The 12,539-nt window shown below is 72.8% G+C and carries 13 protein-coding genes; 7 read left to right on the top strand and 6 right to left on the bottom strand.

Annotated features, from left to right (window positions below; all coding sequences use genetic code 11):
* Window positions 1–21: 21 nt before the first annotated feature.
* Window positions 22–1,428 (bottom strand): DUF6421 family protein, encoded by a 1,407-nt coding sequence (locus tag OG295_RS31545; RefSeq protein ID WP_371680016.1) that lies wholly within the window; start codon window positions 1,426–1,428, stop codon window positions 22–24.
* A 210-nt stretch (window positions 1,429–1,638) separates the two neighbouring features.
* A complete protein-coding gene (locus OG295_RS31540) occupies window positions 1,639–2,793 on the bottom strand; it encodes an LLM class flavin-dependent oxidoreductase (RefSeq protein WP_371680015.1) in 1,155 nt (384 codons plus the stop codon).
* Between the two features lie 49 nt (window positions 2,794–2,842).
* On the opposite strand from OG295_RS31540, the gene OG295_RS31535 reads away from it, so the two are divergent.
* Both OG295_RS31535 and OG295_RS31530 read left to right on the top strand, forming a co-directional pair.
* Window positions 2,843–3,487, top strand: a complete 645-nt coding sequence (locus OG295_RS31535; RefSeq protein WP_371680014.1) for a PadR family transcriptional regulator — start codon at window positions 2,843–2,845, stop codon at window positions 3,485–3,487.
* Between the two features lie 192 nt (window positions 3,488–3,679).
* Window positions 3,680–4,363: a glycerophosphodiester phosphodiesterase gene (locus OG295_RS31530; protein ID WP_371680013.1), complete on the top strand. Its 684-nt coding sequence runs from the start codon at window positions 3,680–3,682 to the stop codon at window positions 4,361–4,363.
* A 54-nt stretch (window positions 4,364–4,417) separates the two neighbouring features.
* Here OG295_RS31530 and OG295_RS31525 read toward each other — a convergent pair whose 3' ends face one another.
* Window positions 4,418–4,957 (bottom strand): GNAT family N-acetyltransferase, encoded by a 540-nt coding sequence (locus tag OG295_RS31525; RefSeq protein ID WP_371680011.1) that lies wholly within the window; start codon window positions 4,955–4,957, stop codon window positions 4,418–4,420.
* A 162-nt stretch (window positions 4,958–5,119) separates the two neighbouring features.
* Between OG295_RS31525 and OG295_RS31520 the strand changes: the two genes are divergently transcribed.
* The gene (locus OG295_RS31520; protein WP_371680010.1) at window positions 5,120–5,746 is read left to right on the top strand and encodes a DUF5134 domain-containing protein; all 627 of its coding nucleotides are present in this window, start codon (window positions 5,120–5,122) and stop codon (window positions 5,744–5,746) included.
* Window positions 5,747–5,838: 92 nt separating this feature from the next.
* Complete coding sequence (locus OG295_RS31515) at window positions 5,839–6,774, top strand: M56 family metallopeptidase (protein WP_371680009.1); 936 nt, start codon at window positions 5,839–5,841, stop codon at window positions 6,772–6,774.
* A 23-nt stretch (window positions 6,775–6,797) separates the two neighbouring features.
* On the opposite strand, the gene OG295_RS31510 is transcribed toward OG295_RS31515, so the two are convergent.
* Complete coding sequence (locus OG295_RS31510; RefSeq protein ID WP_371680008.1) at window positions 6,798–7,595, bottom strand: SDR family NAD(P)-dependent oxidoreductase; 798 nt, start codon at window positions 7,593–7,595, stop codon at window positions 6,798–6,800.
* 230 nt (window positions 7,596–7,825) lie between these two features.
* On the opposite strand from OG295_RS31510, the gene OG295_RS31505 reads away from it, so the two are divergent.
* On the top strand, window positions 7,826–8,449 hold the full coding sequence (locus OG295_RS31505) for a TetR/AcrR family transcriptional regulator (RefSeq protein ID WP_371680007.1): 624 nt from the start codon (window positions 7,826–7,828) through the stop codon (window positions 8,447–8,449).
* A 16-nt stretch (window positions 8,450–8,465) separates the two neighbouring features.
* On the opposite strand, the gene OG295_RS31500 is transcribed toward OG295_RS31505, so the two are convergent.
* Window positions 8,466–9,953 carry an LVIVD repeat-containing protein gene (locus OG295_RS31500; protein WP_371680006.1) on the bottom strand — a complete coding sequence of 496 codons (1,488 nt, stop codon included), beginning with the start codon at window positions 9,951–9,953 and terminating at the stop codon, window positions 8,466–8,468.
* A gap of 76 nt (window positions 9,954–10,029) precedes the next feature.
* On the opposite strand from OG295_RS31500, the gene OG295_RS31495 reads away from it, so the two are divergent.
* The gene (locus OG295_RS31495) at window positions 10,030–10,686 is read left to right on the top strand and encodes a DUF305 domain-containing protein (RefSeq protein ID WP_371680005.1); all 657 of its coding nucleotides are present in this window, start codon (window positions 10,030–10,032) and stop codon (window positions 10,684–10,686) included.
* Between the two features lie 52 nt (window positions 10,687–10,738).
* Window positions 10,739–12,103: an FAD-dependent oxidoreductase gene (locus OG295_RS31490; RefSeq protein WP_371680003.1), complete on the top strand. Its 1,365-nt coding sequence runs from the start codon at window positions 10,739–10,741 to the stop codon at window positions 12,101–12,103.
* A 34-nt stretch (window positions 12,104–12,137) separates the two neighbouring features.
* Here the strand turns inward: OG295_RS31490 and OG295_RS31485 are convergent, their stop codons facing one another.
* On the bottom strand, window positions 12,138–12,515 hold the full coding sequence (locus tag OG295_RS31485; protein WP_371680002.1) for an ArsR/SmtB family transcription factor: 378 nt from the start codon (window positions 12,513–12,515) through the stop codon (window positions 12,138–12,140).
* Between the last annotated feature and the right edge of the window lie 24 nt (window positions 12,516–12,539).

Genomic DNA, 12,539 nt, shown 5'->3' with positions numbered 1-12,539 from the left:
CAGCCTCCTGAGGGCGAGTGCTCACGCGTCGGCCCGCTCGGCCGTTGCGGCGTTCAGGGCGGTGATGCCCTTGGTCGAGGCGATCACACCCTTGAGCTTCTTGGCGAGGGCCTCATAGAACATGCTGAGCGGAAACTCGTCCGCGAGCACGTCGTCGACGAGCTTGCGCGGCGGCTGCGTCAGGTCGAGGGCGTCGGGACCCTTGGCCCACTTGGAGCCCGGGTGCGGGGCGAGGTAGGTGGAGACGAGCTCGTACGCCTTGAACCAGTGGACGAGCTTCGGGCGGTCGATGCCGGCCCGGTAGAGGTCCTCGATCTCGGCGCACAGCTGGTTGGTGACCTGTGGGGCCCGCATCCAGTCGATCTTCAGCTTGTTGTCCGTCCAGCGCACGACGTCGTGCTTGTGGAGGTACGCGAAGAGCAGCTGGCCGCCGAGGCCGTCGTAGTTGCGGTTGCGGTCGCCCGAGACCGGGAAGCGGAACATCCGGTCGAAGAGGACGGCGTACTGGACGTCACGGCCGTGCTCGTTGCCCTCGGACTCCAGCTTCACGGCCTCCTTGAAGGCGGTGAGGTCGCAGCGCAGCTCTTCCAGGCCGTACATCCAGAACGGCTGGCGCTGCTTGATCATGAAGGGGTCGAACGGCAGGTCGCCGTGGCTGTGCGTGCGGTCGTGGACCATGTCCCACAGGACGAAGGCCTTCTCGCAGCGCTCCTGGTCCTCGACCATGCGGGCGATGTCCTCGGGCAGCTCGATGCCGAGGATGTCGACGGCGGCCTCGGTCACCTTGCGGTAGCGGGCGGCCTCGCGGTCGCAGAAGATGCCGCCCCAGGTGAAGCGCTCGGGGGCCTCGCGGACGGCGATGGTCTCCGGGAAGAGCACGGCGGAGTGGGTGTCGTAGCCCGGGGTGAAGTCCTCGAAGGTGATGCCGAGGAACAGCGGGTTGTCGTACCGGGTGCGCTCCAGCTCGGAGAGCCACTCGGGCCACACCATCTTCAGGACGACGGCCTCGAAGTTGCGGTCGAGGTTGCCGTTCTGCGTGTACATGGGGAAGACGACGAGGTGCTGGAGCCCGTCGGCGCGCTCGGCGGCCGGGTGGAAGGCCAGCAGGGAGTCCAGGAAGTCCGGCACCCTGAAGCCGTCCGCGACCCACTTGCGCAGGTCGGCGACGAGCGCACGGTGGTACACGGCGGCGTGCGGCAGCAGCGGGGACAGCGTCTCCACGGCGTCGACGGCCCGCTCCACGGCGGCCTCGACGTCGACCGGGGCGGGGGCTCCGGCCGCCTCGAAGTCGATCGAACCGTCCTTGGACTGCCAGGGGCGGATCTCCTCCACGGCGGCCTTGAGCGCGAGCCACGCAGGGTGGTCGACCACCCGCGTCCCAGCGGTTATCACGGCACCGCCGGCACCCGGCACAAGAGTTTCCGTCATGTCACTTCCTCCACAGGAGAACCTCACGTCAAGACAGCGTATGCATGCGTGGCTCTCCCACTCAAGAGGGAATGCGGGAAATTATCCTGCCCGACCCCCTTCTCCACCGAAATTCTTCCTGTCCGTATGGGTGGAGGCCACCACTCCGCCTAGACGCTCCAAGACTCGAAGGGGTATCCGGGGTGCCTGGAGCGCCGTCGGTGGAATACCTCACACACCGCTGACAGAGGGACCCCGAGCGCCCGTTTTGCCCGTGAAGTGCGGGATCACCTTCTCCCCCCACTGCCGAATGGTCTCCAGGCAGGCCTCCTGCGGCACCGTGCCCATCTGGATCAGGCACATCACCTCGTCGGCGCCCGCCCGCCGCAGGCGCTCCACGTACGCGATGGCCTCCTCCGCGCTCCCGTAGGCGTGATCGGCGTTGAAGGTGGCGGTGGCGGTGGGCCGGACCGGGATGTCCAGCTCGTGCAGCCGGGCCACGACCTGCTCGGCGGCCCCGCGCATCCGGGCCTCCTCGTCACCCCCCTCCTCCACCGCCTCGTCCGGGACGCCGGCTCCCCCGTACCAGTGGCCGATGGACTGCGCGAAGAAGCGCTGGCCCCGCACCCCGATCCGCCGGGCCTCCTCGGGATCGTCGAGCACGATCGTCGGGCAGAGCACGGAGAAGTGGTCGTTGACGACCGTCGAGACGAACGCGCCGCCGTCCCGGGCCTCGCGCGCCCCGTCGTACACGGCCCGCATCCCCGCGACCGCCTCCGGCCCGGCGAAGCCCATCACCAGCGCCCCGACCCCCAGCTCGGCGGCCCGCACCAGGGTCTCGCCCCGGCTGCACGCGAGGAAGAGCGGCGGGTGCGGCCTCTGGGCCGGGCGCGGCAGGATCGGGTGCGGGTCGATGTCCACGAGCGGGCCGTGGTACTCCAGCTCGTCCTCCTGCCAGGCCTTGCCGATGATCCGCAGCGCCTCCTCCACCTCGGCGGTGGTGCGCAGCGGGTCGACCCCGCAGAGCGAGGTCTCCTGCGCGGTGCCACCGCGCCCGGCGCCCAGGTCGAGGCGGCCGCCGGAGAGCAGGTCGAGCATGGCGGCGCGCTCGGCGACCCGGACCGGGTGGTTGAAGTTGAAGGGCATGCACACGACGCCGTGCCCGATGCGTATGGTGTGCGTCCGGGCCGCGACGTAGCTCAGGAAGACCTCCGGGGCGGACAGGTGGGAGTACCACTTCAAGGAGTGGTGTTCCACGGCCCAGATCCGGTCGAATCCCATGCGTTCGGCGAGCACCGCCTGCTCGACGCAGTCGCGGATCACCTGGTGCTCCCGTTCCACGGTCGGGTCGGCGAGCTGAGCTTCGAAGATGACGGAGAAAATCACGGTGCCTCCAGGATCGCGTCCACTGCCCGGACTCACTTCTATTCGAAATATGACTAGTAGTCAGACCTCGAACAAGCAAGAGCTCCCGCCGACCGCGTGGGCCGTCCTCGGCCTGCTGTCGTTCCCCGGGGAGCGCACCGGGTACGAACTGAAGAAGTGGGCGGACTCCTCCCTGCGCTTCTTCTACTGGTCTCCGGCCATCAGCCAGATCTACGCGGAACTGCGGCGGCTGGAGGAGCTCGGCTACGCGGCCTCCGTGCGCTCGGGACCCGAGGAGGTCCGCGCCAAGCGCCGCTACGCCATCACCGACGCGGGGCGCGCCGCCCTGGCCGGCTGGGCCTCGGACACGGCCGAGGCGGGCCCGCCGGTGCTCAAGCACGGGCTGCTGCTGCGCGTCTGGCTCGGGCACCTGTCGGAGCCGGAGCGGCTGCGCGCGATGGTGGAGGAGCACATGGACCGGACGCTGGCCGAGCTGGCCGCCGTACGGGAGGCCATGGCGCACGCGACGGAGGTCCCGGAGTGGGCCTTCCCCGCGCTGGCCCTGCGCTGGAGCGAGCGCCAGCACCTGGCCGAACTGGAACTCGCCGAGGCCCTGCTGGCGGACCTCGCGCAGGCCGGGCCCGCCGACCCGGCCGCCGGGGCCCTCGCGGACCCCGGCCGTCAAGCCGACGGGGACTCGCCCACGCCCGGGTGACGCGGCAGGGGCTCCCCGGCGCCGCCCGGCGCGCACGGCCCTGTCGGGAAGCGGCCGGGGGGCTTCCGCGAGGCCTTGCACGGCCGGTCCCCTCGTGACCGCGGCGCACTAGCATGCGACCTCACCGCGCGCGCGGCCGGAAGGGACACCGCGAACGCGCGCCGAGCCGCCGTCGACGGAAGCGAGAGAACCTTGACTTTCCTCACCATCGGTCACCGCGGGGTCATGGGCGTCGAACCGGAGAACACCGTGCGGTCGTTCGTCCGCGCGGAACGCTGCGGGATGGACGTGATCGCGCTGGACGTCCGTCTCAGCAAGGACGGCGCCCTCGTCGTCCTGCACGACGCCGAGGTCGACCGCACCACCGACGGCGCGGGCGCCGTCGCCGACCTGACCCTGGCCGAACTGCGCGGACTGGACGCCGGCGACGGCGAACGCGTACCGCTCCTGGACGAGGTGCTCGACGCCGTGCAGCCCCCGCTCCTGGTGGCGGTGCACGACCGGGGCGCCGCCCGGGCGCTCGCGGAGCTGGTCGTGCGCCGGGACCTGACCTCACGGGTGGAGGTGGCCTCCGGTGACGGCGGCCTCCTCACCTCCGTCGCCGACCGGGCCCCGGGCGTCCGCACCGTCCTGCGGGTCGCCGGGCACCGGGAGGACGTCGTGGACCTGGGCCGGGCGGCGGGGGCACGGACCCTCGCGCTCGACATCCGCCGGATCTCCCTGGAGACGGTGGAGGCGGCGCACGCGGCCGGACTGCGGGTGACGGGCTGGACGGTCAACACGCTGGACCAGCTGCGGCTGGCGCGGGCCCTGCAACTGGACGGCGCCGCCACCGACTTCCCGGAGATCCGCAGCACGGGCCGCTTCACGGCGTGAGCGGCCGGAATCGCCGGAACGCCGGAACCTCCGGAGCGGTCCCGGCAGCGGTCCTCAGAGGGCCTTGACGAGCAGCTCGAAGGCCAGGTCGTCGCGGAGCGGCACGCCGAAGCGCTCGTCACCGTAGGGGAAGGGGCTCAGTTCGCCGGTGCGCTCGTAGCCGCGGCGCACGTAGTAGGCGATGAGCTCCTCCCGTACGTTGACCACCGTCATCCGCATCTCCTTGGCGTCCCACGTCTCGCGGGCGCGGCGCTCGGCCTCCGCCATGATCTCCTTGCCTAGGCCGCCGCCCTGGAGCCCGGGGCGGACGGCGAACATGCCGAAGTAGACGTGGTCACCACGGTGTTCGAGCTGGCAGCAGGCGATCAGCTCGCCGGCCCGCTCGACGACGAGGAGGACGGCGTCCGCGTTGGCGATGACCGCGCGGACTCCGTCGGGGTCGGTGCGCTGCCCGTCGAGGAAGTCGGCCTCGGTGGTCCAGCCGGCCCGGCTCGCGTCCCCCCGGTAGGCGGACTCGACGAGAGCCACCAGCTCCGGTACGTCGGCGTCCACGGCGCCGCGGAAACTCAGGGCTGCGGAGGGGGCGGTCGGCATCGGGAGGGCTCCGTTCGGTGCGGCGGCGCGCACGGGCGCGCCGGGTGCGGCAGGGAGAGCCTAACGCGGGGCCCCGTGAGCGCTGCGTGAGAGGGCCGCCGGGCGGGCATCCCTTCCGGTGACGCCGACGAACCGGGAGGTTCCGCCGTGCACGGTCCCGCGATGCCCCTCTCCCCCTTCTCCGCCTCCGCCGTCTCCGCCTGGCTGCTGGTCCTGCTGTGCGCCGTGAGCGGTACGTACTGTCTGCTGCGGGCGCGCAGAGCGGAGCGACGGGCGCGCGGGGCGGCGGGGGGCGAGGCGGTGATGGGCCTGGGGATGGCGGTGATGGCCGTGCCGGTGGGGACGGGATCCTGGGGGCCGCCGGTCCTGCTGGCGGTCTTCTGCGCGGCCTCGGTCCACGCCCTGTGGCTGCTGCGCGACGGGGTGCACCACGCGCACCACCTGGTCGGCTCGCTCGCGATGGCCTACATGGCGCTGACGCTCGGCGGCGGGCCTGAGCACGGGCACGTCCGGGCGGGGCTGCCATCGGTGACGGGTGCGCTCCTCGTCTACTACGCCGGGTACGTGCTGCTCGGCGGGGCGCGGCTGGTGACGGCGGGCGCCGGCGCCCTGCCCGCCGCGGCGGGGGCGGGGAGCGCGGCGGGGGCGGGGGCCGGGATCCGCGCGGCCGGGGGAAGCGGGGCGGACACGGAAAGCGGGGTGGACGCGGAAAGCGGCGTGGACGACCTCGCGCGGGCCTGCCGACTCGCCATGGGGACGGGGATGTTGGCGATGCTGCTGACCATGTGAGGCCCCGCCGGACCGGGAGCCGAACGTGTCCTGCGTCACCAATGTCCCGGGAGCGTACCCGCGGGAAGTGCGCCACTCATAGGCTGGCGGACATGATGGTCCCCGCCGCCCTTCTGCTGCTCGGCGCTCTGACCGCGTTCCTCGCGCCCCGCCTGCTGGCCCGGGCCCGATGGCCCGAGCGTGAACCCGTCGTCGCGCTGTGGGCGTGGCAGTGCGTGGTGGGTGCCACCCTGTTGTGCCTGGCGCTGTCCATGCTGCTCAGCGCGGCCGCCGCCTGGCAGGCGGTGCGCGGCCGGCTCTTCGCGGCGGCGCCCCACGGGGTGGTCGACGCGTACGGGCTGGGGGCCGGAGGCGGACGGTGGGCCACCGGGACGGCCCTCGCACTGGCCTGCGGAGGGCTGTGGACCGGGGCGATGCTGACCCGGGAGGTGCTGCGGGCACGGGCCCGGCGGCGCACGAGCGGGGCCGAACTGGAGCTGCGCGCCCCGCTGTTGCCCGGCGAGGACCCCGCGGGGACGAAGCTGGTGGTCTTGGAGGGCCCGCGTCCGGAAGCCTGGTGGCAGCCGGGAGCCGCTCCCCGGCTGGTGGTGACCACCGCGGCGCTGGGCCGGCTCAAGGGCAGCCAGCTGGACGCGGTGCTCGCGCACGAGCAGGGCCACGTGACGGCGCGGCACGACTGGCTGCTGCACTGCTCGCGGGCGCTGTCCCAGGGGTTCCCCCAGGTGCCGGTGTTCGCGGCGTTCGAGGCGGAGATGCACCGGCTGGTGGAGCTGGCCGCCGACGACATGGCCTCGCGGCGTTACGGGCGGCTGACGGTGGCCCTGGCGCTGGTCGGGCTGAACGAGGACCGGGGCGTCTTCGGCCCCTGCCCGACGCAGGCCCACGTACCGCAGCGGGTGCGCCGGCTGCTGACCCCCGCACCCCGTCTCTCCGCGGGCCGCAGGCTGCGGCTGACGGCCCTGGCCACCCTGGCGCCCGCGGTGCCGCTGCTGGTGGCCTTCGTACCGGGGCTCAGCGCGCTGGCGTAGGACGGCGCCCGGGGCGGGCCGGGTCAGACCTGCTCGGTGGGGCGCACCAGCAGCTCGGCCACCGCCACGTGCCGGGGGCGGGTGACGACGTAGCCGATCGTGTCGGCGACGTCCCGGGCCTGGAGCCGTTCGATCGCGCCGAACCGGCGCGTGAGCGCCTCCTGGACCTCGGGGCTGTTGTGGTCGCGCAGCTCGGTGTCCACGCTGCCCGGCTCCACCACGGACACCCGGACGTGCCGGCCGGCGGTCTCCTGGCGCAGGGCCTCGCTGAAGGCGACGACCCCGTACTTGGTGGCGCAGTAGGCGCTGCTGCCGGCGAAGGCGACGCGGCCGGCGACCGAGGAGACGTTGACGACGTCGGCGACCCGCCGGGAGCCCTCGGCGGCGGCCGCGGCCAGGTGGGGCAGGGCCGCGTGGGTGGTGTTCATCAGTCCGGTCAGGTTGATGTCGATCATGCGCCGCCACTCGTCGGTCGTGGCGGCGGCGGCCGGCCCGAGGATCATCAGGCCCGCGTTGTTGACGAGGGTGTCGAGCCGGCCCAGTTCCGTGACCGTCCGCTCGACGGCCTCGCGCACCTGGGCCTCGAACGCCATGTCGGCGGCGATGACGAGCGCGGTCCCCCCGGCGGCGCGCAGGCGCGCGGAGAGTTCGTCCAGCCGGTCGGCGCGCCGGGCGACGAGCGCCACGGCCGCGCCGTGGGCCGTCAGGACCTCGGCCGTGGCGGCGCCGATGCCGCTGGAGGCGCCCGTGACCAGGGCGACCGTTCCTTCGAGTACCGCGTCCACGTCGCTTTCCTCCTCCGGCTCGGCAGAGCGCTCCACCTGGCCAGAATGCGCCCGTGCGCGGTCGCCCGCCCGGCGGCGGTGGCACGGCGGCATGGAAGGAAGGGTTCCGCTGGAGCCGTGGTGGAGGACGGCCGGAGCGCGGAGAGGAGGGAACGCAAGGAAGGGGGGAAGGGGTGCCTGCCCGGGGTGATCCCCCGCGTCACCCCGGGCAGACGGTCCCGCGCGCTGAGTATATTGGCTCGGAGCCAGTCAACGCAGGAGTAAGCATGTCCCCGCGCAGCGCATCGGTCAATGAAGAATTGCGCAGACGTTCCCGGGAGCGGCTGCTGCAGGCGACGGTCGAACTGGTCGCCGAGCGCGGCTACGAGGCGACCAAGCTCGGCGACATCGCCGACCGGGCGGGCGCGGCCCGCGGCCTGGTCTCGTACTACTTCCCCGGCAAGCGGCAGCTGCTGCAGTCGGCCGTGCACCGGCTGATGCACCTGACGCTGGAGGCGGGGCTGGAGCGCGAGCCGCGCAGCGACGACGGCCGCGAGCGGCTCGCCCGTGCCGTCGACGCGATCCTGGGGCTGGCCCGCGACCAGCCGCGGCTGATGCGGACGCACATGGCGGGGATCCTCCAGGCGGACGGGTTCATCCAGTGCCCCGAGCAGCAGCGGCTCGCGGCGCTGCTGCGCGACACCGTGGTCCGGTACGGCTCGCAGGACGTGGACACGGACTATCCGCTGCTGCGGGCGCTGCTGATGGGGGCGGTGGTGGCGGTGCTGCTGCCGGGGGCGCCGATGCCCGCGTCCCGGCTGCGGGCGGAGCTGTTCCAGCGGTACGGGCTGGACTGGGAGCTGGGCGTTCCGCCGGACGGCGGACCGCCCGGCGGAACGTTCTCCCGGTAGTTCCGGGCGGGGCCCGTCAGTGGTACTCGGGCTGGCTCTGCACGTTGAGCCGGTCCATCCGGACCCACTTGGCGCTCTCGGTGCGCCAGTCGTCGAGCCGCAGCACGTCCAGGCCCTTGGCTATGTCGTTCGAGTAGATGTGGCCGTTGTAGTAGTACGCCGACCAGGAACCGCCGATGCCGAGCTGGTCGGTGCTCAGCGGGCCGCGCTCGAAGTAGCCGATCTCCTTGGGGCTGGTGGAGTCGGTGAAGTCCCAGACGGACACACCGCCCTGGTACCAGGCCTGGACCATGATGTCGCGGCCTCCGCCGACCGGGATCAGCGAGCCGTTGTGGGCCACGCAGTTCTCGGTGTCGGCCTGGGCGCGCGGGATCTTGAAGTAGCCCTTGAAGACCAGTTTGCGCTGGTCTCCGCGGCCGGTGATGTCGTAGATGCCGTCGGCGCCCCGGTTGGGCCCGGTGGCCGCGTTGCAGGTGGCGCCGCCCCCGCCGCCCAGCTCGTCGGTGAACACCACCTTGTCCGCGCGCTCGTTGAAGGTCGCGGAGTGCCAGAACGAGAAGTTGACGTTGTCCTGCACCCTGTCGATGACGCGGGGCCGCTCGGGCTCGCTGATGTCGAAGAGGATGCCGTCGCCCATGCAGGCTCCGGCGGCCAGGTCCTGGGACGGCAGCACGGTGATGTCGTGGCAGCCGGTGGTCTTGGAGACTCCGGGGTTGGTGGGCGCGCCGGGGTTTCCGCCGTCCGGGAAGAGCACCGGGAAGGCGACGACGGCGGCCTGGGTCGGCGCCTTCTTCGGGACCTTGACGACCGAGATGCCGTCGTGCGGCGGCCGGCAGTCCGGGAAGGCCTCGCTGGGCGAGTAGGAGGCGACGTAGAGGTAGATGTCGCGGCCCCCCGGCACCAGGGTGTGGGTGTGGGAACCGCAGGCGGTCTCGACGGACTTGATGTACTTGGGGTTCTTCTTGTCCTTGATGTCGAAGATCTTGATGCCCTCCCACGACGACTTCTCCGTGGCGGGCTGCGAGACGCTGTTGCACGAGTCGTCGCTGCGCGAGGAGTCGGTGGAGAGGAAGAGCAGGTCGCCGGAGACGGAGACGTCGTTCTGGCCGCCGGGGCACAGGACCCGGGTGACCACCTTCGGGGACTTGGGATCGGCGATGTCGTAGATCGTGAAGCCGTCGTAGTTGCCGGCGTAGGCGTAGTTCCCCTGGAACGCCAGGTCTGAGTTGATGGTGTTGGGGTTGGCGCTCGGGATGTTGGCCAAGGGCTTGACGTTGCGGCTGTGCACGATCTCGTCCTTGCCGGGGATCTCTCCGGGTGCGAGTTCGCGGTCCTGCGCGGGGCCGGCGCTCTGCCGGGAACCCGCTCCCGGTGTGAGGTCGCCGGGGTCGGGGGTGGCGGCCGCCGGTCCGGCGGTGGCCAGGAGCGTGGTGAGGAGTCCGGCGGCGGCCAGGGCCACCCCCAGACTCCGGTGGCGCACTCTGACGGTGTGCAGCGTGGTCACTGTGCCTCCCGTGGGGGCCCGAACGTTTCGCTCCTCCTGGGAACGGAACCTGGACCCCGGCAGTATCTTCCTTTCCATGGACATGGCAAACGCATTACTCGGCCGATTCCTGGGGGCGGCTCTGGCCGCCGCACTCCTCCTCACACTCACCGGCTGCCAGGACGACGACGGCGGCGGCGGACGGGCCGGCGAAGACGCCGCGGTGGTCGTGGCCCCCGGCAAACCGGGCGAGAAGTCCCGCACCCTCTCCCCCGAACAGGCCGCGAGGGAACGCCCCGACGACACCCCCAACGCCGCCGACCAGACCTACGTGCGCCACATGACCGAACACCACCGCCAGGCCCTGACGATGAGCGCCCTCGCCCCCGACCGGGCCTCCTCGGACGCCGTCAAACGCCTCGCCGAGCGCATCACGGCCGCACAGCGGCCCGAGATCGGGGCCATGGAGAAATGGCTCTCCCGTTACCCGTCACCCGGCTCCGGCGCCGCGGCCCACGACCACGGCGCGATGCCCGGCATGGCCACGGAGCAGCAGATCGAGGAGCTGACCGGGGCCAGGGGCACCGACTTCGACCGGCTCTTCCTGAAGCTGATGACCGCCCACCACGAGGGCGCCGTGAAGATGGCCGGCGAGGCGCTGGCCGGGGGCAACAACGGGGCCGTCGAGGAGATGGCGAACGAGGTGGTGGCCACCCAGACCGCCGAGATCCACCGGATGCGCGCGATGGGCTGACGGGCCGGGGCCCCGGTGTCATGCTGGGAGCACCTGCGGGAGGAGCTCCGCCGTGCTTCGTGTCGCCGTCGTCGGTTCGGGTCCCAGTGGGGTCTACGCCGCTCAGGCACTGGTCCAGCAGCGGGAGGTACCGGGCGTCCGCGTCGACGTGCTGGACCGGCTGCCGGCGCCGTACGGCCTCGTACGGTACGGGGTGGCCCCCGACCACGAGAAGATCAAGTCGCTGACCGGAAGCCTGCGGTCGGTGCTGGAGGACGAGCGGATCCGCTTCCTCGGGAACGTGGAGGTCGGCGGTGGACTCCTCTCCACCGCCCGGCTGTTGGAGCTGTACCACGCGGTGGTGTACTGCGTGGGCGCGGCGCGCGACCGGACGCTGGGCATCCCCGGCGAGGAACTGGCCGGGGTGCACTCCGCGACGGAGTTCGTGTCCTGGTACAGCGGACACCCCGACGCCCGGCCCTTCGACCTGGCCGGGGTCCGCTCGGCGGTGGTGGTCGGGGCCGGGAACGTCGCGGTGGACGTGACCCGGATCCTGGCCCGGGGCGTGCCCGAGCTGCGGCCGACCGACATGCCGCAGCCGGCCCTGGGCGTGCTGGCCGACAGCGGGCTGCGGACGGTGACGATGGTGGCCCGGCGCGGCCCGTCGCAGGGCAGGTTCACCACCAAGGAACTCCGCGAACTGGGCACGCTGGCGGAGGTGGACACCCGGGTGGACCCGGCCGAGCTGGCCCTCGACCCGGCCTGCGCCGAACCGGCCGAACCGGCCGCGGCGGCCGCCCTGCCCGCCGTGGCCCGGCGGAACGTGGAGGTGCTGCGCGGATGGGCCCGGGCGGCGCCGGACCCCGGCGCACGGCGGTCGATCTCGCTGCGCTTCTACCTGCGCCCGGTCGAGCTGCTCGGCGGCCCCGGGGACCGGGTGCGCGCGGTCCGCTTCGAGCGGACCGCCCCGGACGGCCGGGGCGGGGTGCGGGGCACGGGCGCGTACGAGGACCTCGACGCCGAACTGGTGCTGCGCTCGGTGGGCTACCTGGGCGTGCCGCCGGCCGGGCTGCCCTTCGACGCCGCCACCGGGACGGTGCCGCACGCGGCGGGCCGGGTGCTGCGCGCGGGCCGGGCCTCGGTCGGCGAGTACGTGGCGGGCTGGATCAAGCGGGGGCCGACCGGGGTCATCGGCACCAACCGGCCGTGCGCCAAGGAGACGGTGTCCTCGCTGCTCCAGGACGCGGGCCCGCTGGCCCGGCGCGAGCTGCCGGCCGATCCGCTCACCGCCCTGCGCGCGGCCGGCCTGCACCCCGTGGAATGGCCGGGCTGGCTGGCCATCGAGGCGGCCGAGGAGGACCTGGGCCGCTCGCTGGGCCGCCGCTCGGTCAAGATCCCCGACTGGCCGGGCCTGCGCGCCGCGGCGGGCATCGCCTGAGCCCTCCTACACGGATCTCCCCGACCCGATGCCCCTACGCCGAGGACGCGCCCGGGGCGGAGGCCCGGTGGCCGAGCCGGGCCTCTTCGGCGGCGGCGGCCAGCAGGACGCCGTCCAGGAGACCGGGGAAGAGCGCGTGGAGTTCCGTGCGGCGCAGACCGTTCATCTTGGCCGTGCCGCGGTAGGTCTGGCGCACGACCCCGCTCTCGCGCAGGACGCGGAAGTGGTGGGTGGTCGTGGACTTGGTGACCGGCAGGTCGAAGTGCGAGCAGGAGAGTTCGGCTCCGGTGGCCGCGAGATCGCGCACGATGGACAGCCTCACCGGGTCGGACAGGGCGTGCAGGACGCCTTCGAGGCGGATCTCGTCCGGCTCGGGGTGGGCCAGGGTGCGGGCGGTGTCCCGTTCCGTCATGTCCGGCTCCTCTCGTTCGGATCG

The organism is Streptomyces sp. NBC_01276 (assembly GCF_041435355.1).
Lineage (GTDB): Bacteria > Actinomycetota > Actinomycetes > Streptomycetales > Streptomycetaceae > Streptomyces.
The sequence above is the reverse complement of the archived record's forward strand: the minus strand, read 5'-3'. Positions and strand labels throughout refer to the sequence as shown.

Coding starts and splice junctions, on each gene's coding strand:
- OG295_RS31545 (WP_371680016.1), bottom strand. CDS start 1,428: ATGACGGAAACTCTTGTGCCGGGTGCCGGCGGTGCCGTGATAACCGCT.
- OG295_RS31535 (WP_371680014.1), top strand. CDS start 2,843: ATGACTAGTAGTCAGACCTCGAACAAGCAAGAGCTCCCGCCGACCGCG.
- OG295_RS31525 (WP_371680011.1), bottom strand. CDS start 4,957: ATGCCGACCGCCCCCTCCGCAGCCCTGAGTTTCCGCGGCGCCGTGGAC.
- OG295_RS31520 (WP_371680010.1), top strand. CDS start 5,120: ATGCCCCTCTCCCCCTTCTCCGCCTCCGCCGTCTCCGCCTGGCTGCTG.
- OG295_RS31515 (WP_371680009.1), top strand. CDS start 5,839: ATGATGGTCCCCGCCGCCCTTCTGCTGCTCGGCGCTCTGACCGCGTTC.
- OG295_RS31505 (WP_371680007.1), top strand. CDS start 7,826: ATGTCCCCGCGCAGCGCATCGGTCAATGAAGAATTGCGCAGACGTTCC.
- OG295_RS31495 (WP_371680005.1), top strand. CDS start 10,030: ATGGACATGGCAAACGCATTACTCGGCCGATTCCTGGGGGCGGCTCTG.
- OG295_RS31485 (WP_371680002.1), bottom strand. CDS start 12,515: ATGACGGAACGGGACACCGCCCGCACCCTGGCCCACCCCGAGCCGGAC.